Here is a 21,067-nt window from a genome sequence, read left to right on the forward strand (position 1 = left end):
ATTCAGCTCCATTTGAACCAGCGGATGGCCGCGAGGCTGGCGAGGGCGGCCCAGGCCAGCAGTACCAAGCACGCGAGGGGGTCGAGGGCGCCGTCGAGGAAGGCGGTGCGGAGGCCGTCGCCCAGGGCAGCGGACGGCAGGACGGCCACGAAGCCCTGGACGATCTCGGGAAGGCTCCGCGCCGGGATGATGACGCCGCCGGCTGCGGCGAGGAGGATCCAGACGAGGTTCGTGACGGCCAGGGTCGCTTCCGGCCTGAGCGTGCCTGCCACGAGCAGTCCCAGCGCCGTGAAGGCCGCCGAGCCGACCAGCAGGAGCACGGCCGCGGGCAGGATCCCGGCGGGCAGCGGCGACCACCCCATCAGGAGGGCGGTACCGCCGATCACGACCAACTGCACGGCCAAAACCACGGCGACGGCGACGGCTTTCCCGAAGATCAGTCCTGATCGTCCAAGCGGCGTCGTCGACAGGAACCTGAGCACGCCGTAGCGACGGTCGAAGCCGGTGGCGATGCCCTGGCCGGTGAATGCCGTGGACATGGTGCACAGCGCGAGGACGCCGGGAGCAGCGATGTCGATGCGGCTTGCGCCGTAGCCGTCGAGGAGCGGGGTGATGACGAGTGCCACCAGCGCCAGGAGGGGCAGCACGATGGCGAGGACCAGCTGTTCGCCGTTCCGCAGCATTGCCAGCGCCTCGTAGGAGCCGTGCCGCACGACGCGCGTGCCGAGGGCGGCCGCTGCCCCGGGGCTCCGTGGCTCCACGGCAGGAGATTCCGTACCGGGCGTCGGGCGGGTGCTCATCGGATGCTCCGTCCGGAGATGTCGAGGAAGACGTCCTCGAGCGAGCGCGGTGCCATGGTGATGGCGGTGGGCATGACACCGTGCGCTCCCCACCACCCGGCCAGGAGCTCGACGTCCCGGGGTGTCAGTGCTCCCCGTATCACGTAGCGGCCCGGGTAGGGCTCGCTCTGCTGCAGATGGGGGAGGAGCTCGGCGGGAAGTGCCAGCCCGGGTACCGTCTCGAACTCCAGCTCGCGCAGCCCGTCGGCGTCCTGGTCGGCCGTCAGATCTGCGACCGTGCCCTCCGCGACCGTCCTGCCGCTCTCCAGGATGTAGACATAGTCGGCGAGTCGCTGGGCGTCGTCCAGCAGATGGGTGGTGAGGATGACGGCGAGCCCGTCCGCCCGGAGCTCGTTGATCAGGTCGAAGACGATCGTGCGGGACTGCGGATCGAGCCCTGCGCTCGGCTCGTCGAGGAACACCACCTCGGGCCGGCCCACGAGCGCACACGCCAGTGCAAGGCGCTGTCTCTGTCCTCCGGAGAGCCGACGGATGGACACCGCTCCGAATGCGCCGAGACCCAGGCGCTCCGCCAGCAGATCGACGGGCAGGGGTGCGCGGTACATGGAGGCGACATGCCGGAGCAGGGCCATCGGCCGCACGGACGGCGGCAGGCCCCCCTCCTGCAGCATCACACCGACGCGGGCGCGTAACTGGGGCGAGGCTCGGTGAGGATCCTCACCGAGGAGCCGCACCCGACCGGCATCGGCCCGCTGGAGCCCCTGCGCACATTCCAGGGTAGTGGTCTTCCCCGCACCATTGGCGCCGAGGAGGACGGTGACGGCGCCGCGGGCCGCCGAGAGACTGACGCCGTCGAGCACGCGCACCATGCGGCCGTCGAGGGAACCGACGGGACCGAAGTCCTTCATCAGGCCCTCGATCAGGAGGGCAGGGGCAGTTGTCGGCACAGCCCTATTCTACGACAGGTAGTAGTCGGAACGCGGGCGCCATGGATAGCCTCGCCTAAGTGGTGGAGTGGAATAGATTAGGTCATGATCGTGTTCTGTATTGTGTCGGCGAAAGGAGGAGCTGGAGTGAGTGCATCGGACGCAGTGACCACCCACACTTCTGCCGCCCTGCCCCAGCCGCTCGACGAACGGACCAGGGACCGGGTGCTCTCGTCGGTTCTCGAGCACGCACCCGTGAGCGCTGCGGAGCTCGGCGTACGCCTTGGCTTCACGCCCGCGGCCGTGCGCCGCCACCTCGACGCGCTGTCGCTGGACGGGCTGATCGAGATCAAGCGCGGGCGCGGACAGGGCGGCGGTGCGGGGCGGCCCGCCCGACGCTATGTCGTCAGCCAGCGCGGGCAGAGTGCCATCGGAGAGGACTACCTGGCAATCGCCAGGGCAGCTCTGACGCGACTCGGAGAAACGGTGGGCGCGGCGGGCATCGAGGACTTCGCCCGTGAGCGGTTCGCCGACATGGAGGAGCGCTACCGCCCGATCGTCGACGCCGCCGGGCCCGAGCTCGAGGCGAGGGCCGACGCCCTGGCCCAGGCACTGAGCGCGGACGGCTTCGTGGGCTCCACCCGGACAGTCGGATCACCGGTACGCCGCCCACCCACGCGTGAGGTACCGCGCTCCACGATGCTCGGGGTGCAACTGTGCCAGGGACACTGCCCCATCCAGGGCCTTGCCGCCGAGTTCCCCACGTTCTGCGAGCAGGAGACCGCGGTCTTCGCCCGTCTGCTGGGCGTCGACGTCCGGCGATTGTCCACGCTCGCCAGTGGCGGGCACGTCTGCACGACCCATATTCCCCTGGGACGCCCCACCGCGGCCCCGGCTGATCCGCTCAGCCAGGACTCTGCGACCCTGTCCGCCCCAGCAACGTTATCCACCCATCAGCAAGGAAGGCCGTGATGACGGATCAAGTAGACCGCAAGCCCATCGCATCGGCAGTGCCGGAGTCGACGATCAGCGACATCCTGGAACGCAACCCGGAGCTCGAAGGAATCGGTACGTACCAGTACGGCTGGGCCGACAAGAACGAGGCCAGCGACAACGCACGCCGTGGGCTGAGCGAGGAGGTCGTCCGCGACATCTCCGCGAAGAAGAACGAGCCTGAATGGATGCTCGATCTCCGGCTCAAGGGACTGAAGTACTTCGACCGCAAGCCCATGCCCGCCTGGGGTGCGGACCTCTCCGGCATCGACTTCGACAACATCAAGTACTTCGTCCGCTCCACCGAGAAGCAGGCGAACACCTGGGAGGACCTTCCCGAGGACATCCGCAACACGTACGAGAAGCTCGGCATCCCGGAGGCGGAGCGTTCCCGGCTGGTCTCCGGCGTCGCCGCACAGTACGAGTCCGAGGTGGTGTACCACCAGCTGCGCGAGGACCTCGAGCGCCAGGGTGTGCTCTTCCTGGACACGGACACAGCGCTGCGCGAGCACCCCGAGATCTTCAAGGAGTACTTCGGCACCATCATCCCGGTCGGTGACAACAAGTTCGCATCCCTGAACACGGCGGTGTGGTCGGGCGGTTCGTTCGTGTACGTCCCGAAGGGCGTCCACGTCGAGATCCCGCTGCAGGCGTACTTCCGGATCAACACGGAGAACATGGGCCAGTTCGAGCGCACGCTGATCATCGCGGACGAGGACTCGTACGTGCATTACATCGAGGGCTGCACCGCCCCGATCTACACCTCGGACTCCCTCCACTCGGCCGTCGTGGAGATCGTGGTGAAGAAGGGCGCGCGCGTCCGCTACACCACCATCCAGAACTGGTCGAACAACGTCTACAACCTCGTCACGAAGCGGGCCATCGCGCACGAGGGCGCCACCATGGAGTGGATCGACGGCAACATCGGGTCGAAGGTCACCATGAAGTACCCCGCCGTCTACCTGGTCGGGGAGCACGCCAAGGGGGAGACGCTCTCCATCGCCTTCGCCGGCGAGGGACAGCACCAGGACACGGGGTCGAAGATGGTGCACATCGCCCCGAACACCAAGTCCTCGATCATCTCCAAGTCCGTGGCGCGCGGCGGCGGCAGGGCGGCTTATCGCGGCTTGGTCCAGGTACGCGACGGCGCCACGCACTCCGCGAACACAGTGCGCTGCGATGCTCTCCTGGTGGACACGATCTCCCGCTCGGACACGTACCCGTACGTGGACATCCGCGAGGACGACGTCACCATGGGCCACGAGGCCACCGTCTCGCGCGTCAGCGAGGAGCAGCTGTTCTACCTGATGTCCCGGGGCATGCCGGAGGACGAGGCCATGGCCATGATCGTGCGTGGCTTCATCGAGCCGATCGCCCGTGAGCTGCCCATGGAGTACGCGCTCGAGCTGAACCGGCTGATCGAACTGCAGATGGAAGGGGCCGTGGGCTAGGAATGGCTGAGACAACCCATACGGACATCACACCGGACACCCCGCTCGACGGCGGGATCAGTGCCCTCGACGAGAAGGCACGTCTCGGCTCCGCCACCGTCGGACGGGCCTCCATCGACGGCTTCACCGAGGAGGGCGAACGCCTTCCCGGAGGAGATGACGGCACGGAGCAGCTCGGTTTCAAGAAGCACAGCCACGGCAATGCCCCGGTGATCCCCGAGGCGTCGCGTGGAGAACGCCGCCGCTCCTTCGACCTGGCGGACTTCCCGCCGCTGACGGGTCAGGAGGAGGACTGGCGATTCACCCCGCTGAAGCGCCTGCGCGGCCTCCATACCGATGACCTGACCGGTCCGGCGCCGGCCATCGAGGTCACCGGTGCCGGCAACGTGACGGTCGAGACCGTGGGCCGCGGGGACGCGCGCCTGGGCAAGGGCGCAACCCCGGAGGATCGTGTGTCCGCCGCTGCGTGGAACGCCTTCTCCGAGGCGACGGTCATCACCATCCCGCGGGAGACGGTGGCCGAGGGCGAGGTCATGGTGAGCATCACCGGACGCAGCGCGGAACCAGCCGCCCAGTACATCCTGATCCGGGCGGAGCAGTTCTCCAGGGCGGTCGTCGTGCTCGATCACGGTGGCTCCGTGGCGCTGGCGCAGAACGTGGAGATCGTGGTGGAGGACGGAGCAGAGCTGACGGTCGTCAGCGTGCAGGAATGGGACGACGACGCCGTCCACGTCTCCTCGCAGCAGGCGAAGATCGGCCGGGACGCACGCTACAAGCACGTGGTCGTGAGTCTCGGCGGCGATCTGGTGCGCCTGACGCCGTCGTCGATCTTCTCCGCCCCCGGCGCCGAGGTGGAGATGTACGGACTGTACTTCGCCGACGCGGGACAGCACCTGGAGCAACGCCTCCTGGTGGATCACGCCACACCGAACTGCACGTCCCGGGTCACCTACAAGGGTGCCCTGCAGGGTCAGGACGCGCACACCGTCTGGGTGGGTGACGTGCTGATCCGCAAGGCCGCCGAGGGCACCGACACCTACGAGACGAACCGCAACCTGCTCCTCACGGACGGCGCGCGCTCGGACTCGGTGCCGAACCTCGAGATCGAGACCGGATTGATCGAGGGCGCGGGCCACGCGAGCGCCACCGGCCGCTTCGACGACGAGCACCTGTTCTACCTGATGGCCCGTGGCATCCCGGAGAAGGCCGCCCGCCGCCTGGTGGTCCGCGGCTTCCTCACCGAGGTCATCCAGCAGATCAGGGTCCCCGCGCTCGAGGAGCGGCTCTCGGAGTCGGTCGAACGCGAACTGGCGGCGGGGAACCTCTGATGTCCGAGCCCAACGGTGAACTGATCTGCAGTGTCGACGACATCCAGGTCAAGCAGGCGCTGCGCGTGCTGATCGACGACTACCCGGTGGTCGTGGTGCGTGACTCGGACGGCGAGATCCACGCGCTCGGCGATACCTGCTCCCATGCCGACATCTCCCTGTCCGAGGGCGAGGTCGAGGGGTGCGCCATCGAGTGCTGGGGCCATGGGTCCCAGTTCGACCTGCGCAGCGGTGCCCCGCTGCAGCTCCCCGCGTACGAGCCGGTCCCGGTGTTCGCACTCGAGATCCACAACAACGATGTCTACGTCGACATCACCACGGTCACCAACGGAGCGCCCGCACCCCAGCTGGGGTGACGGCCGACGCCCACCGACTTCCTGTACACCACCTGCACCGCAGGCGAAGGAGAGAGAACACGATGTCCACGCTCGAAATCAAGGACCTGCACGTCAGCATCGACACGGATCAGGGAAACATCCCGATCCTGCGCGGCGTCACGCTGACGATCAACACCGGGGAGACCCACGCCATCATGGGCCCCAACGGCTCCGGGAAATCGACCCTCGCGTCGACGATCGCCGGGCATCCGCGCTATAAGGTCGACAGCGGCTCGATCACGCTCGACGGCGAGGACGTGCTGTCGATGAGCGTCGACGAGCGTGCCCGTGCCGGCCTCTTCCTGGCCATGCAGTACCCCGTCGAGGTCCCAGGTGTGACCATGACCAACTTCCTGCGCACCGCGAAGACCGCGCTCGACGGCGAGGCCCCGAGCCTGCGGCACTGGACCAAGGACGTCAAGACGGCCATGAGCAAGCTGCGCATCGACGCGGACTTCGCCCAGCGCAACGTCAACGAGGGCTTCTCGGGTGGCGAGAAGAAGCGGGTCGAGATCCTGCAGCTCGAGCTCTTCCGTCCGAAGTTCGCGATCCTCGACGAGACCGACTCGGGTCTGGACGTCGACGCCCTGAAGGTCGTCTCGGAGGGTGTGAACCGCGAGCACTCCAAGGGTGAGATGGGTACGCTGCTCATCACCCACTACACGCGGATCCTGCGCTACATCAAGCCCGACTTCGTGCACGTCTTCATTGCCGGCCGTATCGCCGAGCAGGGCGGGCCGGAACTCGCCGATCGCCTCGAGGAAGAGGGCTACGATCGATTCACAACGGTCGAGGCCTGACCGACCATCCCGTCCGGTGCCCTACGTGCCGGACCGCTCGAAAGGAGATCTTCGATGAGTGATGTGCAACAGGCACCAACGGCGTTGGACGACGTCGAGGAGGCGTTGCGGGACGTGATCGATCCGGAGCTGGGCGTCAATATCGTGGATCTTGGCCTGCTCTACGGCCTGACCTACGCCGACGACGGCGCCCTCCTGATCGACATGACCCTCACCACGGCGGCCTGCCCGCTGACGGATGTGCTCGAGGAGCAGGTGGGCCAGGTCCTCGACGGCGTGGTCGACGAGTGGCGCCTCAACTGGGTGTGGATGCCGCCGTGGGGTCCCGAGAAGATCACCGAGGACGGCCGCGACCAGATGCGTGCCCTCGGCTTCAACATCTGAGCTTCGACATCTGAGCAGCACAGGGATCTGGGTCCTGCGGTGGGGCGGTCACGGCGGTAGCCGGGGCCGCCCCACCGTCCTGCACCACCGTGGTCACGACCCGGAGTGGTCACGGCCCCGGTCATCCTGGCCACCGTCGTCACGGCCCGGTGCGGTCATCGGGCGGGTCCTCGTCGAGGTCCCCCTCTCCGAGTCCCCGTGCGGCCAGGGCCTCACCCGTCCGATGCGCATAGGCGACCGCCCCGAGCACGAGGGGTGTCACGACCACGCGGGGGTTGCGCTCCAGCCCGCGTGCACGTGCGGCCTGTCGCACGTCGACGAACAGACCCGCCAGATAGGGGATGCTGCGCAGCATGATGGACAGCGCCAGCGCGAAGCGCTCCGGATCGGCGCCGAGACGCCGGAACGGACGGACCAGTCGGACGACCCCGTCGAGCAGGTCCTGGGTAGCGGTGGTCAGGGTCAGGGCGCGCGCGGCGAGCAGGCACGCGGTGATCCCGCCCACCACGACGAACGCGCGGAGCCAGTCCTGAGCCAATCCCTGGTACAGCGCGAGGATCCCCAGCACGGGCGCCGCGGGCAGGAGCATCCGCAGAACACGTACGGGAGACAGACGGGCACCCACGATGAGGACCCCGAAGGTCAGAAGAAGGGCGACGGCGGTGGTCGTCGGGGAACGCCACGCGATGACGGCGACGGCGCAGGCCAGCGACGCGACGGCCTTGGGGGCCGGCGCCGTCCTGTACAGGAAACCGCGCCCCGGTTCGTACAGCCCCAGGGTTGCTCCGAAACCCCTCACGGTCCTCCGAGCGGAGCGCAGCTGCACAGTTGCCGATAGTGCGCGACGGCGTCGTCGGCCGGCCCGTCGAATACGATCCTGCCCGCGTCGAGCACGAGGGTCCGGTCGCTCTCGAGGGCGAAATCGAGATTGTGCGTGGTGAACACCACCTGCTGGTCCAGCCCGGCGATCAGTGAGCGCACCCGGGCGTCGTTGCGCAGATCCAGCAGCGTGGTGGGCTCGTCGGCCACGAGGATGCGGGGCTCGGTCGCGAGGACCACGGCGAGGGCCAGGATCTGCCGCTCACCGCCCGAGAGGTCGTAGCTGCTGCGATCGGCCAGGTGGTCGATACCGAAGCGCCGGAGGACTTCTCCGGCGCGCGAGCGGCGATCGCCGGACGAGAGCCGCAGGGTACGGAGCGAGAGTTCCACGTCCTCACGGCCTGTGGGCATCACGAGCTGCGAGAGGGGATCGGTGAAGACGAAGCCGACGCTTCGGCGCACCGTCCTGCCCATGGTCCGCGTGTCGTTGCCGTGCACCGCCACGGTTCCCTCCGTCGGCAGGAGCAGCCCGTTGATGAGCCGTAGCAGGGTCGACTTGCCCGAACCGTTGGCGCCTATCACGGAGATGCGCCGCTCGGCCAGCAAGAGATCCAGCGGCTCGAGCAGGGTCCGGCCCTCGGGATGCGTGCGCACCCCTGCGGCTCGGAACTCGATGGATTCAGGCACGAAGGGGTGGCTTCGCTGCCAGCAGTCGCGGGAAGGCTCGGTGGACCGAGACGGCCAGCAGCGCGGCGAGGACGTCCTTGACGACGTCGCCCGGCAGATACACCACATCGACCAGGATCGCATCCCGCAGGGGGAGCCCGGCATTGATCATGAGTCCTGTGATCCCGAGCGGGTGGATGGTGAGCAGACTCGCTGTGAGAGCGGCCAGGAACAGCAGTACGACGCGGAATTTGTGCGTACGGCGCAGCACACCGAGGGTGAGGAGTCCGGCCACGAGCGCAGCCAGGGGGAAGGCCAGGAGGTAGCCCGCGGTCGGTCCTGCCAGGACCCCGAAGCCTCCGCTGAACCCGCTGAACACCGGGAGGCCGATCAGGCCGGCCACGAGATAGAGCAGAACGGCCGCGGTCCCGCGTGCCGGTCCGAGCACGAGTCCCGCGAGCAGGACCCCGAGGGTCTGCAGCGTGATGGGGACCCCGAGCGGACCCACCGGTATACCGGGTAGGATTGCCAGGGCGGCGATGAGGGCGGCGAAGACGGCGACCAGCGAGAGATCGGTGGCGTCCCACCGGCGCCGGGTCGATCGACGACCGGTACCGGCCGTTCCCGTCACGGTCGTCCTGGCTGGCTGCATGGCTTTTGCTCCTTCTCCGGACCCGCGGTCTCACCGGTCGGTCGGCTGATGTGCCGGGAGCGCGGCCGCTCCTGCTTCTGTACCGAGACTAGCGCCGGTCACCCCGGGATCCTTTGTGGGATTCCTACAACACAGATCCTCCCTGTCCCATCGAAAGGCCCAATCGTGATTAGCGTTTCCAACCTTGAGTTGCGGGCCGGTGCCCGCTTGCTGATGGAGGGGGTGTCCTTCCGGATCGACCGGGGGGACAAGATCGGTCTCGTCGGGCGCAACGGCGCCGGCAAGACGACCATGACCCGTGTGCTGGCCGGGGAAGCACTGCCTGCCGGCGGCACGGTGACGCGCTCGGGCGAGATCGGCTATCTGCCCCAGGATCCGCGCACGCCGGACATGGATCAGTTGGCCCGCGACCGCATCCTCTCCGCACGCAACCTCGACGCCGTCGTCAATGACCTGCGCCAGGCACAGGAGGACATGGCCAGCGAGAAGACCTCGGTGCGCAACAAGGCGATGGCGCGCTACGACCGGATCGAGGCCGCCTTCCTCTCGGGCGGAGGCTACGCCGCAGAGGCCGAGGCCGCTGCGATCTCCTCCAATCTGGCGCTGCCCGAGCGCATCTTGAACCAGCCCCTGAAGACCCTCTCCGGCGGTCAGCGCCGTCGGGTGGAGCTCGCGCGCATCCTGTTCTCCGGCGCGGAGACCATGCTGCTCGACGAACCCACCAACCACCTCGATGCGGACTCGATCACCTGGCTGCGCGACTTTCTCAAGAACCACCAGGGCGGGCTGATCGTGATCAGCCACGACGTGGAACTGCTCGAGGCCACCGTGAACAAGGTGTTCCAGCTCGACGCGAACCGTGCCACCATCGACATCTACAACATGGGGTGGAAGCGCTACCAGCTCCAGCGCGAGACGGACGAGCGCGCCCGCAAGCGCGAACGGGCCAATGCCGAGAAGAAGGCCCAGGTCCTCATGGACCAGGCCAACAGGATGCGCGCCAAGGCCTCGAAGGCGGTCGCCGCGCAGAACATGGCCAAACGCGCCGAGCGCCTGCTCGGCGGCCTCGATGCGGTGCGCGCCACCGACCGCGTGGCAGCACTGCGCTTCCCGGAGCCGTCGCCGTGCGGCAAGACCCCCATGACGGCGGAGGGACTCAGCAAGGCCTACGGATCGCTGGAGATCTTCACGGATGTGGACCTGGCGATCGACCGGGGGTCGAAGGTGGTGATCCTGGGCCTCAACGGCGCCGGGAAGACCACGCTGCTGCGCATGCTGGCCGGCGTCGACACACCCGATACCGGACGCGTCATCGCGGGCCACGGGTTGAAGGTGGGCTACTACGCGCAGGAGCACGAGACCCTGGACACCGAGCGCAGTGTCCTGGAGAACATGAAGTCCTCCGCGCCCGACATGCAGGACGCCGAGGTGCGCGGCATCCTCGGCTCGTTCCTCTTCTCGGGCGACGACGTCGACAAGCCGGCCGGCGTGCTCTCCGGCGGCGAGAAGACCCGTCTGGCCCTCGCGACCATCGTGGCCTCCTCCGCCAACGTGCTGCTGCTGGACGAGCCCACGAACAACCTCGACCCCGCCAGCCGTGCCGAGATCCTCGGCGCCCTGAAGAACTACAGCGGTGCGGTGGTCATGGTCAGCCACGACGAGGGGGCGGTCGACGCGCTCGACCCGGAGCGCGTGGTCATGCTGCCCGACGGCGTGGAGGACCTGTGGAACCAGGACTACCTGGAGCTCGTCACTCTCGCCTAGTGGCTCGCCCGGTCACTTGCGGGCCTCGTCGCGCAAGGTCTGGGAATCGAGGATTGCATCCTCCTCCTCCTCGGCCGACGGACGCCGACGGCGAGTGGTGGACTTTGCTCGTGTACCCTCCCGTTCCCCGTCGCTGCGGCGCTGCTGCCGGGCGGCGTAGCCGAGGCCCACGAACGCGAGAACGCCGAAGGCGAACCACTGGAGGGCGTACGACAGGTGGGGTCCCTCGTCGATGGAGGGTTTCGGCGGGGCGATCGGAGTCTGTGCTGCGGAGGGCCGCTCGAGGGCCAGCAATCCGTAGGCCGCGTCCTGCAACGGATACTCGAGTCCCTCGGCCAGCGACGCGAGGTCGATGGACGCCACCTGGCCCTCGGGGGCGCCGCGATTGACGGCGGGCTCGGCCGGTTTGATCCGGGCCGTGACCGCCACCTCGCCGCGGGGAGGGGCGGGGATCTCGTCCGGGCGCCCGGCCTCCGCATTGCCGATCGGCAGCCAGCCACGATCTATCACCACGGCCGAGCCGTCCCCGAGCTTCAGCGGGGTGAGGATCTCGTACCCGGGTTGGCCGTTGAGGGGCCGGTTCCGCACGACCACCTGCTGATCGATGTCATAGGTTCCCACGAAGGTGACCGGCGTCCATTCCCGGGCGGGATCATAGCTGTCGAGGAGCCTCTCGCCCGGGACGTAGTCCACGGGCTCTGCATCGTAGTTGGCCTCGATGCGCTCGATGTCGGCGACGACCGCCTCCCGCCGCTCGAACTGCCATCGTCCGAGACCCACGCACCCGGCGGCGATCAGCACCACAAGGGCCAGCCAGCCCAGCCAGCGTGCGGAGAACAGGAAGCGGTACACCTAGCGGGTCTCCATGGGCTGGTCGGCGGCGAGGGGGAGCGTCTCCTTCCACAGGCCGCGCTCTCCCAGGTACTCCTCGAACCACGTCCTGTGGTCGGCGCACGCCCCCCAGGCCTTCCGCCGCTCGGGCGTATGGAGACGAGGATTGTTCCACAGCACCTGCCAGAGGGCAGGCGCGCTGCAATTCTTGCGCGAGCAGACCCGCCGGCCGTCGCCGCGCTGCGGTACCGCGAACAGACCGAGACCCGCTTCCGCGGCAGGAGGGCGTGGCTGCGCTGATGGGTCAGGCATCGGCACCCGTCCTCCCGGGGGTGTGGGAGCCGTGCGGACTCGCGGGGTCATCGAGGATTTCACCGCTGAGGACCGAACCGTCGTCTGCTCCCGCATCGCTGACCTTCGCTTCGATCTCCCGCACCGGAGCACGATCGATCAGGGCGTCGCTGTGGCGGATGCTGCTGGTGTCGCTCCCCCCGTTGGCGAGGATCACGGCGAAGTACGGCAGGAACACTGCTCCGGCGATCATGACCCACTGGAGCCAGGGGTAGGGGACCACGAACACGAGGATGAAACAGACGAGGCGGATACTCATGGACACGGAGTACCGGATCATGCGGCTTCGCATTTCGTCCGTGTGGGACTCACGCGCATCGGAGATGCTGTGGATGTCTGGGTTGTGCTTGGTTTGCTTGCTCATCACACTCCAAGAAGACTCCCCCCATTATCTCACTTCGGGTCCCGTTCCCGAAGTCGAGGAAAGCGCCGTTAGGATCGTCGGGACAGTTCGACAGTGGTTCTTCCATGAACCGAAGAACACCACGGACCCTTCCGGGTCCGCAGACAGAGGAGTTTCCCCTTGGCACCTGGTGCAGAGAGCAAGACGACCGGTCGGAGTGTCCTGGTCACCGGTGGCAACCGCGGTATCGGACTTGCTATCGCAAAGTCATTCGTAGCCAACGGCGACAAGGTTGCCATCACGTACCGGAAAGGTGAGATTCCCGCCGGAATGCTCGGAGTCCGGGCCGACGTCACCAGCGGGGAGCAGATCGACGCCGCCTTCTCCCAGGTCGAGGCCGAGCACGGCCCGGTCGAGGTGCTCGTGGCGAACGCCGGAATCACTCGCGACACATTGCTCCTGCGCATGAGCGAGGACGACTTCACCGACGTCGTCGACACCAATCTCTCGGGGGCCTTCCGGGTGGTCAAGCGTGCCTCACGCGGCATGATCCGCCTCAAGCGAGGACGCATCATCCTCATCTCGAGCGTCACCGGTCTCTACGGCGCTCCCGGCCAGATCAACTATTCGGCCTCCAAGGCCGGACTCGTGGGCATGGCCCGGTCCATCACGCGCGAGCTTGGGTCCCGCGGGATCACCGCCAATGTGGTCGCTCCCGGCTTCATCGACACCGATATGACGGCCGAACTGCCCGACGCCACGCGGACGAGCTATCTCGCCACCATTCCCGCAGGCCGCTTCGCCTCGCCCGAGGAGGTGGCCGGCGTCGTGACCTGGCTCGCGGGGGACTCGGCGGGCTACATCTCCGGCGCCGTCATCCCCGTCGACGGCGGTCTGGGCATGGGCCACTGACCCCCCCGGACCCTTCGTCCCCGGCCGTCCCCGGCACAGCTTCCACCCCGACCAGAAGGAGCATCATGGCCACCCTCGAGGGCACCACAGCAATAGTCACCGGATCCTCACGCGGCATCGGAGCCGACGTCGCGACGCAACTCGCGGCGCAGGGTGCCGCCGTCGTCGTCAACTACCGGCAGAAGGCGCCGCGCGCCACCAAGGTGGTCGCCGGCATCGAAGCCGCGGGCGGGCGGGCGGTCGCCGTGGGGGCCGACCTGACCGCCCCCGACGGTCCTGCGGCGCTCGTCGACGCCGCCGTGACCTCGTTCGGCGGGCTGGACCTGCTGGTGCTCAACGCCTCCGGAGGCATGGAGTCCACGATGGGGGAGGACTACGCCCTGCGGCTCAATCGCGATGCCCAGGTGGCCATGCTGACCGCGGCCGTCGAGGTGATGCCGCCGGGCTCGCGCGTGGTGTTCATCACGAGCCACCAGGCGCACTTCGTGGAGAAGGTCGAGACCATGGAGGCCTACGAGCCGGTGGCCCGCAGCAAGCGGGCCGGTGAGGACGCCCTGCGGGCCATGATCCCGGAGTTGGAGGCGAAGGGGATCTCGTTCGTGGTCGTCTCCGGGGACATGATCGAGGGAACGGTCACGGCCACCCTGCTGGACCGCGCCACGCCCGGTGCCATCGAGGCGCGGCGGCAGGAGGCCGGGCGACTCTACTCCGTGGCCGAATTCGCCACCGAGATCGTCAGGATGGCCACGAGCGAGGTACCCACCGGGCACACCGAGTACGTGGGCGGCGCCGAGGATTTCCTGGCCAAGAGCTGACCCGCCCCCGGCAGTCGGGCTAGACGTCCGACAGGTGCCGGACCACGTCGAGGTCCGGCAGATCGAGGGCCGCCCCCGCCGCGGCACGCACGGCGGGTTTGGCGTTGAACGCGACGCCGAGACCGGCGGCGGCCAGCATGTCGAGGTCGTTGGCGCCGTCGCCCACCGCGACCGTCGCGGCCAGGGGGACGGCTGCGCGTGCGGCGGACTCCCGCAGCACCCGCTCCTTCGTGCGGCGGTCGACGACGGCGCCCGAGACGCGGCCGGTCAGGCGGCCGTCCGCGATCTCGAGCTCGTTCGCCACCGCGAAGGTGAGGCGGAGTCGTGCCGCCAGAGGATCCAGCACCTGGGAGAAGCCGCCGGAGACGACACCCACGGGGTGCCCCGCGCGGTGGTAGGCGCTGACGAGCCGTTCGGCGCCGACGCTGAGCTCGATCCGGTCGACGACGTCGTCGATGACCGAGACCGGGAGTCCCCGCAGGGCGAGGACCCGCTGGTGCAGCGACTGCGCGAAGTCGAGCTCGCCGCGCATGGCGGCATCGGTCACTGCGGCCACCTCCGCCTCCCGGCCCGCGTGGGCCGCGAGCAGTTCGATGACCTCCTGCCTGATGAGGGTCGAATCGACGTCCAGGATGAGCAGCTTCGGTCCGGGCAGGTACACGGGTGCCGGGACGACGGCGGCACCGGCGCCCGTCGTCGGGCTCCAGGTGCGCAGGGCCACCCGGATCCTCGACGTCGGAGCGGAGGGTACGAGCTCCAGGGTGAGGACCTCGAACCTCGGCGTCCGCGCCCCTGCTTCGTCGACCACCCGTCCGAGCTCGCGCAGGACCGCGAGCAGGGAGGTGCGGTGACCGTCGTCGAGCCGTTCGGCATAGGCCACCACCCGGAGGTTCTGCGTCATGATGCGTTCCTGTTCCCGCCCTACCGGCGTCACGCGTCCGCGCCCGCGGCCTGCCCGGAGGGACCTCCGATGTCGCCACGGAGCTGCTCCTTAGCCTAGTGTCTAGGACCATGAGTGACGTTCTGGAACTGGCAGGAGTGAGCCTGGTCAGGGGTGGCAAGACGCTGCTCGACGGCATCGACTGGCAGGTCGGCGAGGGGGAGCGGTGGGTGGTCATGGGCCCCAACGGAGCGGGCAAGACCACCCTGCTGCAGCTCGCCGGAGCGCGCCTCCATCCCACCAGCGGCGTGGTCGGGATCCTCGACGAGGTGATGGGCGCCGTCGACGTCTTCGAGCTGCGCCCCCGTATCGGGCTCGCCTCGGCTGCCCTCGCCGCGCAGGTGCCGGAGCAGGAGACCGTCCTGAATGTCGTCGTGACGGCCTCCTACGGTGTCACGGGCCGCTGGCGCGAGGAGTACGAACGCCTCGACGAGCGCCGCGCGTTCCGGTTGCTCGACGCCTGGGGGGTGTCACGCTTCATGAGCCGGCCCTTCGGCTCGCTGAGCGAGGGTGAGCGCAAGCGCGTGCAGATCGCCCGGGCGCTCATGGCCGACCCGGAGCTGCTGCTCCTGGACGAACCGGCCGCCGGTCTCGATCTCGCCGGACGGGAGGATCTCGTGCGCCGGTTGAGCGAGCTGGCCCGGGACGAGGACGCACCCGCCATGGTGCTCGTCACGCACCACCTCGAGGAAGTCCCTCCCGGCTTCACGCACGCCATGCTGCTGCGCGACGGAGCGGTGGTCTCGTCCGGGGTCATCGGGGAGGTGCTGACCGAGGAGAATCTCGGTGCGGCGTTCGACGTCGAGCTCCGGGTCAGCGAGGAGAACGGCCGCTACAGCGCCGTCGCCCGGGCGTGACCGGACGGACCGCGGGTCGTCCGGGTCGTCCGGGTCACTCCTGATGCCGATCGTCGAGATCGCCGCTGCCGACGACCCGCGGATCTCCGACTACCTGGGGCTCACGGATGTCCAGCTCCGGCTGCTGAAGGAACCAGTCGAGGGGCTCTACATCGCGGAGGGACCGAAGGTGCTGCGCCGGGCGATCGACGCCGGGCACGCCCCGCGATCGTTCCTGCTCACCCCTGCCTGGTTGCCGGGGCTCGGGGACGTGCTCGCACGATTCCCCGAGATCCCGGCCTTCATCGCCTCCGAGGCCACGCTGCAGGCGATCACGGGCTTCCATCTCCACCGCGGCGCGCTGGCTGCTCTGCACCGGCCGGAGCCCCTGGACCTGCCCGACGTGCTGGCCTCCGCCCGGCGCATCGCCGTGATCGAGGACATGATCGACCACACCAATCTCGGCGCGGTCTTCCGGTCCGCCGCCGCCCTCGGGATCGATGCCGTGCTGCTCAGCCCGCGCAGCGCCGATCCGCTCTACCGCCGCGCGGTCCGGGTGAGCATGGGGAGCGTGCTGCAGGTGCCCTGGCTCAGGCTGGGCACCTGGCCGGAGGATCTCGGTCGCCTCAGCGCTGCAGGATTCACCGTCGCCGCGCTCGGGCTGGGTGCCGATGCCACGCCGCTGGATGCGTTCGACGCCCGCGCGCACGAGCGCCTGGCCCTGCTGCTGGGGACGGAGGGCGACGGTCTGAGCGCCGGCGCCCTCGACCGTGCCGACATCACGCTCACCATCCCCATGCACGCCGGGGTGGACTCCCTGAACGTGGCAGCCGCGGCCGCCGTCGCCTTCTGGCAGTGCCGTGCCTGACCGCGCCCTTCTCGCGGTGGACCCCCTGCTGCGCTAGTATGGACAGCTGGCCCCGTTGCCACTCTTTCCACCACCCGTGCCTGGCAAAATCCAGGCAACCAGAGAAGGTAGTCCCGTGAAGTCTGACACTCACCCCAAGTACCAGTCGATCGTGTTCCGCGACCTGGCCTCCGACAAGGCGTTCCTGACCAGGTCGACTGCCGGATCGTCCAAGACCATCGAGTGGGAGGACGGCAACACGTACCCGCTCATCGAGGTCGAGATCTCCTCGGAATCGCACCCGTTCTACACGGGCAAGCAGCGGATCATGGACTCCGCCGGTCGCGTGGAGCGCTTCAACGCCCGCTTCAAGAATTTCGGCGGCAAGAAGTAGCCCAGCATCACGCAGGACGCCGGGTGTCGAGCACCCCGACCGCAAGGAGAAGCCATACCCGCCCGGTGTGGCTTCTCCCGTTTAACCGATCACCCAGCAGATCACCGTCATCGAGCACCGAGCACGGGTCCACCCCGTACCGAGGAGAGCAGCACCATGGCCCACCCAGCGGACACCGAGCGACTGCACGGCGAGTACAAGACCCCGGGCGGGAAGCTCACCGCGGTCGACCTCTCGGTGGCGGACGGTCGCCTCAGCGGCGTGTCCGTGAACGGCGATTTCTTCCTCGAACCCGACGAGGCGCTGCTCGACATCAACGCGGCTCTCGAGGGGCTGCCTGCCGAGACGGGGCCGGGCGAACTCGCAGCGGCGATCACGGCAGCCCTGGACCCGTCGGTGGTGCTGTTCGGTTTCTCGCCGACCGCCATCGCCACGGCAGTGCGCCGTGCCCTGGGCAAGGCATCCGGTTTCTCGGACCACCAGTGGGAGATCATTCCTCCCACACCGCTCCCGACGGCCATGCACGTCGCCATGGACGAGATCCTGTCCCGAGACGTCGGCGCCGGCCTGCGGAATCCGACACTGCGGTTCTGGGAGTGGGAATCGCCGTCGGTGGTGATCGGCAGTTTCCAGTCCGTCCGCAACGAGATCGATCCCGAGGGCGCCGAACTGCACGGAGTCACCGTGGTGCGCCGTATCAGCGGCGGTGGGGCGATGTTCATGGAGCACGGCAACGCGATCACCTACTCTCTCTACCTGCCGCAGTCGCTCGTGGACGGCCTCAGCTTCGCGGACTCCTACCCGTTCCTCGACGCGTGGGTCATGGAGGCACTGGGGGCTCTCGGCATCGAGGCCTGGTACCAGCCGTTGAACGACATCGCGACGAGCATGGGGAAGATCGGAGGGGCCGCGCAGAAGCGCCTCGCGGGCGGCGGGATGCTGCACCATGTGACCATGAGCTACGACATCGACGCCGACAAGATGCTCGAGGTGCTGCGGATCGGCAAGGAGAAGCTCTCCGACAAGGGCACCGGGAGCGCAAAGAAGCGGGTGGACCCGCTGCGCCGCCAGACGGGGATCTCGCGCGAGGAGATCATCGATGTCATGACGGCGACCTTCCGTCGACGCTACGGCGCCGTCGACGCCACCCTGACCGCCGACGATCTCCGTCGCGCCGAGGAGCTCGTGGGGCAGAAGTTCGGCACGGAGGAGTGGCTCTACCGCGTCCCCTGAGCCTGGGCTCGCAGTGAGCGCAGCAGGTGGTCGCGCTCCTCCACGATGATGCGGCGCAGGGCGGCCGGGGCGTCCGGATTCGCCGTCAGCCAGCCATCCGTGCGCACGACGACGGCGTGGTCCTCGGGGGTGGACGCCAGATCCTGCCGCCCCGGATAGAGACCCCGGACGATCCTGCTGGCCATCTCGATGCCGCGCGTCGCCCAGACAGTGCGGAGCACCTCGAAGTACGGCTCCTCGTACTGCACCCGGAGCTCGCGGGAACCGAGCACGAATCCCTCGATCGCCGCGCTGAGGAGCTCATTGGACAGCCGGTCGTTGTGCACGGTCTCGTCCCAGGTGGCCCTCTTGATGGTGGCGTCCGGAATCGCCGAGGAGGCGAGCGTGAAGCCGACCTGCCCCGACGCCGTCCTGTCCGCCTCGCGCTCGGTCTCCAATTCGCCCGGGAGGATCCGCCCCTGGGCAGCGAGAGCCTGCAGGAACAACCAGCGCAGTTCCGCGTCGACGCGCAGTCCGGGGATCCGCTCGTCCCCGTCCAGGACCGCGCGGATCAGGTCCGCCGAGTTCCTGGCGCTGCGTGAGGTGAGGGCGAGCGCACGTGCCCAGACGAGTTGCAGATCGGAACCGGCGTGCGCCTCGTGCAGCCCGTCGCGGAGGCATGCCGCCAGCCGGTCGTGCAGTCCCGGACGCAGCGCTGCCGGTGCGAGCGTCTCGATCGCCGCACGGGCGTTGGCCAGCATGACCTGGAGGACACCCACATTCGTCTCGGCCGGGGCAGCGAGCAGCACCGCTCCGAGGTAGGAGGGGACCGGCAGGAGTGCATTCCTCGTGCTGGTCCAGAGGGCGCCGAGGCACGTTGCTCGCGCCAGCGGATCGCGCAGCCGGTGGATCGAGGTCAGGAGCGTCGAGAGTGAGCGTTCGTCGAAGGAAATGGCCGCGTAGGTCAGATCGTCGTCGTTGACCAGAAGCAGCTCCGGCTGGGTTGTGCCCGCGAGCGCAGGGACGGGTGTGCGTCCTCCCTCGACGGTCACGGACTCGGATGACGTGCGGACCAGCCAGCCGTCGTCGTCCACGTCGTACAGGCCCACCCTGATGCGGTGCGGGCGCGGCTGCTGGCGACCGGTGACGGGATCCGGTGCGTCCTGCACGATGGTGACGTCCGTGAAGCGGCCGGCCTCGACCGTGACCTCCGCCTGCAGTGCAGGAACTCCAGAGGTCAGCAGCCAGGATCGTGACCAGGCGCCCAGGTCCTCCCCGGTGGCGTCGGCGAGGACGTCGAGGAGGTCGGCCAGCGTGGTGTTCCCGTACTCGTGCTTCCGGAAGTACGTCCGTGCAGCGTCGAAGAAGGCGTCCCGGCCCACGAAGGCCACGAGCTGCTTCAGCACGGAGGCGCCCTTGGCATAGGTGATCCCGTCGAAGTTCTGCTTCGCGGCCTCCAGGTCCGGGATGTCCGCGACGATCGGGTGTGTCGTCGGGAGCTGGTCCTGGACGTAGGCCCACGCCTTCCGGCGGTTCGCGAAGCTGACCCAGGAGGAACTCCACCGCGTCGCCTCCGCCACGGCCAGCGCGCCCATGTAGTCGGCGAAGGATTCCTTGAGCCACAGGTCGTCCCACCACGACATGGTCACCAGATCGCCGAACCACATGTGGGCCATCTCGTGCATGATCGTGTTCGCCCGGGCCTCCCGCTGCGCCTCGGTGGCGGCGGACTGGAAGACGTAGTCCTCCGTGAAGGTCACGAGACCGGGGTTCTCCATGGCCCCGAGGTTGTACTCCGGGACGAACGCCTGGTCGTACTTGCCGAACGGATAGGGGTAGTCGAAGAGATCGTGGAAGAGGTCGAGTCCGCGCCTGGTCGTGTCGAAGATCTCCGGTGCGTCCAGCGAGGGCGCGAGGGACCGCCTGCAGTAGAGGGCGAGCGGAATCTCGAGGCCCTCTCCGGCCGTGCCGGGCCTGCCCGTCCAGACATCGGTCTCGCGGTGGTAGGGGCCGGCGAGCACGGTGGTGATGTAGGTGGAGATGCGCCGGGTCGGGGCGAACGTCCAGCGCGAGACCGGTATGGGGAAGTGCTCGGACGCGACCACGTCCGCCTCGGCACCGTTGGAGGCGACCGTCCAGTCCGCGGGTGCGATGACGCTGAAGGAGAAGGAGGCCTTCAGATCGGGTTGCTCGAAGTCGGCGAAGACGCGCCGTGCGTCCGCGGGCTCGTACTGCGTGTAGAGATACGTCTCGCCGTCGGCCGGGTCCACGAAGCGATGGAGGCCCTCGCCGCTGGAGCTGTAGCGTGCGCGTCCGGTCACGGTCACGGTATTGTGCTCCGCCAGGTCGTGGAGCACCACCCGGGCGCCGTCGCTCGCGGCGGCGGGATCGAGTACCGTGCCGTTCAGTTCCAGCCCTACGACTTCGCCGATGAAGTCCAGGAAGGTGCTGCTGCCCGGCTCACGGCAGCCGAAGACAATCGTCGTGGTGCTCGGATAGGTGGTCTCCCCGGCCGAGCGGGCCCCTGAAAGGTCGAGTTCGACGGCGTAGCTCTCGGTCTCCAGCAGTGCCGAGCGTGCAGCGGCTTCGTCCCGGCCCAGGTTCTCGTTCTCCATCCGGATATTCA

Annotated in this window: 23 protein-coding genes; 13 read left to right on the forward strand and 10 right to left on the reverse strand. The window is 68.5% G+C overall.

Annotated features, from left to right (window positions below; genetic code table 11):
- Window positions 1–2 precede the first annotated feature (2 nt).
- A complete protein-coding gene (locus tag FQ377_RS04695) occupies window positions 3–800 on the reverse strand; it encodes an ABC transporter permease (protein ID WP_148600117.1) in 798 nt (265 codons plus the stop codon).
- Window positions 797–1,708 (reverse strand): ABC transporter ATP-binding protein, encoded by a 912-nt coding sequence (locus FQ377_RS04700; protein WP_148600519.1) that lies wholly within the window; start codon window positions 1,706–1,708, stop codon window positions 797–799. The genes FQ377_RS04695 and FQ377_RS04700 overlap by 4 nt, the downstream gene beginning before the upstream one ends.
- 165 nt (window positions 1,709–1,873) lie before the next feature.
- On the opposite strand from FQ377_RS04700, the gene FQ377_RS04705 reads away from it, so the two are divergent.
- The 6 genes from FQ377_RS04705 (at window position 1,874) to FQ377_RS04730 (ending at window position 7,059) form a co-directional block, all read left to right on the forward strand.
- Window positions 1,874–2,698, forward strand: a complete 825-nt coding sequence (locus tag FQ377_RS04705; protein ID WP_395858465.1) for a helix-turn-helix transcriptional regulator — start codon at window positions 1,874–1,876, stop codon at window positions 2,696–2,698.
- Window positions 2,698–4,170 (forward strand): Fe-S cluster assembly protein SufB, encoded by a 1,473-nt coding sequence (gene sufB / locus FQ377_RS04710; RefSeq protein ID WP_148600119.1) that lies wholly within the window; start codon window positions 2,698–2,700, stop codon window positions 4,168–4,170. The genes FQ377_RS04705 and sufB overlap by 1 nt, the downstream gene beginning before the upstream one ends.
- Window positions 4,171–4,172: 2 nt before the next feature.
- Entirely contained in the window at window positions 4,173–5,498 is a 1,326-nt protein-coding gene (sufD, locus tag FQ377_RS04715; protein ID WP_148600120.1) for a Fe-S cluster assembly protein SufD, read from the forward strand.
- On the forward strand, window positions 5,498–5,854 hold the full coding sequence (locus FQ377_RS04720) for a non-heme iron oxygenase ferredoxin subunit (protein WP_395858466.1): 357 nt from the start codon (window positions 5,498–5,500) through the stop codon (window positions 5,852–5,854). Before sufD ends, FQ377_RS04720 begins: the two co-directional genes overlap by 1 nt.
- Window positions 5,855–5,916: 62 nt before the next feature.
- Complete coding sequence (gene sufC, locus FQ377_RS04725) at window positions 5,917–6,675, forward strand: Fe-S cluster assembly ATPase SufC (protein ID WP_148600122.1); 759 nt, start codon at window positions 5,917–5,919, stop codon at window positions 6,673–6,675.
- Between the two features lie 54 nt (window positions 6,676–6,729).
- Entirely contained in the window at window positions 6,730–7,059 is a 330-nt protein-coding gene (locus FQ377_RS04730) for a metal-sulfur cluster assembly factor (protein WP_148600123.1), read from the forward strand.
- Between the two features lie 139 nt (window positions 7,060–7,198).
- Here FQ377_RS04730 and FQ377_RS04735 read toward each other — a convergent pair whose 3' ends face one another.
- The 3 genes from FQ377_RS04735 to FQ377_RS04745 are packed head-to-tail and all read right to left on the reverse strand — an operon-like array spanning window position 7,199 to window position 9,196.
- On the reverse strand, window positions 7,199–7,858 hold the full coding sequence (locus FQ377_RS04735; RefSeq protein WP_148600124.1) for an energy-coupling factor transporter transmembrane component T family protein: 660 nt from the start codon (window positions 7,856–7,858) through the stop codon (window positions 7,199–7,201).
- Entirely contained in the window at window positions 7,855–8,565 is a 711-nt protein-coding gene (locus tag FQ377_RS04740; RefSeq protein ID WP_262364280.1) for an energy-coupling factor ABC transporter ATP-binding protein, read from the reverse strand. Before FQ377_RS04740 ends, FQ377_RS04735 begins: the two co-directional genes overlap by 4 nt.
- Window positions 8,558–9,196, reverse strand: a complete 639-nt coding sequence (locus FQ377_RS04745) for a biotin transporter BioY (RefSeq protein ID WP_148600126.1) — start codon at window positions 9,194–9,196, stop codon at window positions 8,558–8,560. Before FQ377_RS04745 ends, FQ377_RS04740 begins: the two co-directional genes overlap by 8 nt.
- Before the next feature lie 165 nt (window positions 9,197–9,361).
- Here FQ377_RS04745 and FQ377_RS04750 point away from each other — a divergent pair, with 165 nt between their 5' ends.
- The gene (locus FQ377_RS04750; RefSeq protein ID WP_148600127.1) at window positions 9,362–10,960 is read left to right on the forward strand and encodes an ABC-F family ATP-binding cassette domain-containing protein; all 1,599 of its coding nucleotides are present in this window, start codon (window positions 9,362–9,364) and stop codon (window positions 10,958–10,960) included.
- A gap of 12 nt (window positions 10,961–10,972) precedes the next feature.
- Here FQ377_RS04750 and FQ377_RS04755 read toward each other — a convergent pair whose 3' ends face one another.
- The 3 genes from FQ377_RS04755 to FQ377_RS04765 are packed head-to-tail and all read right to left on the reverse strand — an operon-like array spanning window position 10,973 to window position 12,506.
- Window positions 10,973–11,812, reverse strand: coding sequence for an SURF1 family cytochrome oxidase biogenesis protein (locus tag FQ377_RS04755; protein WP_148600128.1), 840 nt, complete (start codon window positions 11,810–11,812; stop codon window positions 10,973–10,975).
- Window positions 11,813–12,103, reverse strand: a complete 291-nt coding sequence (locus FQ377_RS04760) for a hypothetical protein (RefSeq protein ID WP_262364281.1) — start codon at window positions 12,101–12,103, stop codon at window positions 11,813–11,815. It abuts the gene before it with no gap.
- Entirely contained in the window at window positions 12,096–12,506 is a 411-nt protein-coding gene (locus tag FQ377_RS04765) for a DUF3099 domain-containing protein (RefSeq protein ID WP_262364282.1), read from the reverse strand. The genes FQ377_RS04760 and FQ377_RS04765 overlap by 8 nt, the downstream gene beginning before the upstream one ends.
- Before the next feature lie 159 nt (window positions 12,507–12,665).
- On the opposite strand from FQ377_RS04765, the gene fabG reads away from it, so the two are divergent.
- Together fabG and FQ377_RS04775 are read left to right on the forward strand one after the other, a co-directional pair.
- The gene (gene fabG, locus FQ377_RS04770; protein ID WP_148600129.1) at window positions 12,666–13,397 is read left to right on the forward strand and encodes a 3-oxoacyl-ACP reductase FabG; all 732 of its coding nucleotides are present in this window, start codon (window positions 12,666–12,668) and stop codon (window positions 13,395–13,397) included.
- A 65-nt stretch (window positions 13,398–13,462) separates the two neighbouring features.
- Entirely contained in the window at window positions 13,463–14,212 is a 750-nt protein-coding gene (locus FQ377_RS04775; RefSeq protein ID WP_148600130.1) for an SDR family oxidoreductase, read from the forward strand.
- A 19-nt stretch (window positions 14,213–14,231) separates the two neighbouring features.
- Here the strand turns inward: FQ377_RS04775 and serB are convergent, their stop codons facing one another.
- Window positions 14,232–15,113 (reverse strand): phosphoserine phosphatase SerB, encoded by an 882-nt coding sequence (gene serB / locus FQ377_RS04780; protein WP_148600131.1) that lies wholly within the window; start codon window positions 15,111–15,113, stop codon window positions 14,232–14,234.
- A gap of 110 nt (window positions 15,114–15,223) precedes the next feature.
- Between serB and FQ377_RS04785 the strand changes: the two genes are divergently transcribed.
- The 4 genes from FQ377_RS04785 to FQ377_RS04800 all read left to right on the forward strand — a co-directional run bounded on the left by FQ377_RS04785 (window position 15,224) and on the right by FQ377_RS04800 (window position 18,462).
- Window positions 15,224–16,009 (forward strand): ABC transporter ATP-binding protein, encoded by a 786-nt coding sequence (locus tag FQ377_RS04785; RefSeq protein WP_148600132.1) that lies wholly within the window; start codon window positions 15,224–15,226, stop codon window positions 16,007–16,009.
- Between the two features lie 43 nt (window positions 16,010–16,052).
- Complete coding sequence (locus tag FQ377_RS04790) at window positions 16,053–16,856, forward strand: TrmH family RNA methyltransferase (protein ID WP_148600133.1); 804 nt, start codon at window positions 16,053–16,055, stop codon at window positions 16,854–16,856.
- Between the two features lie 115 nt (window positions 16,857–16,971).
- Entirely contained in the window at window positions 16,972–17,229 is a 258-nt protein-coding gene (locus tag FQ377_RS04795) for a type B 50S ribosomal protein L31 (protein ID WP_148600134.1), read from the forward strand.
- Between the two features lie 156 nt (window positions 17,230–17,385).
- Window positions 17,386–18,462 carry a lipoate-protein ligase LplAB gene (locus FQ377_RS04800; protein ID WP_148600135.1) on the forward strand — a complete coding sequence of 359 codons (1,077 nt, stop codon included), beginning with the start codon at window positions 17,386–17,388 and terminating at the stop codon, window positions 18,460–18,462.
- Here FQ377_RS04800 and pepN read toward each other — a convergent pair.
- On the reverse strand, window positions 18,447–21,056 hold the full coding sequence (gene pepN / locus FQ377_RS04805) for an aminopeptidase N (RefSeq protein ID WP_148600136.1): 2,610 nt from the start codon (window positions 21,054–21,056) through the stop codon (window positions 18,447–18,449). The two genes, FQ377_RS04800 and pepN, sit on opposite strands and share 16 nt — an antisense overlap.
- Window positions 21,057–21,067 lie beyond the last annotated feature (11 nt).

The sequence above is a fragment of the Arthrobacter echini genome (genome assembly GCF_008107445.1).
Lineage (GTDB): Bacteria > Actinomycetota > Actinomycetes > Actinomycetales > Micrococcaceae > Arthrobacter_D > Arthrobacter_D echini_A.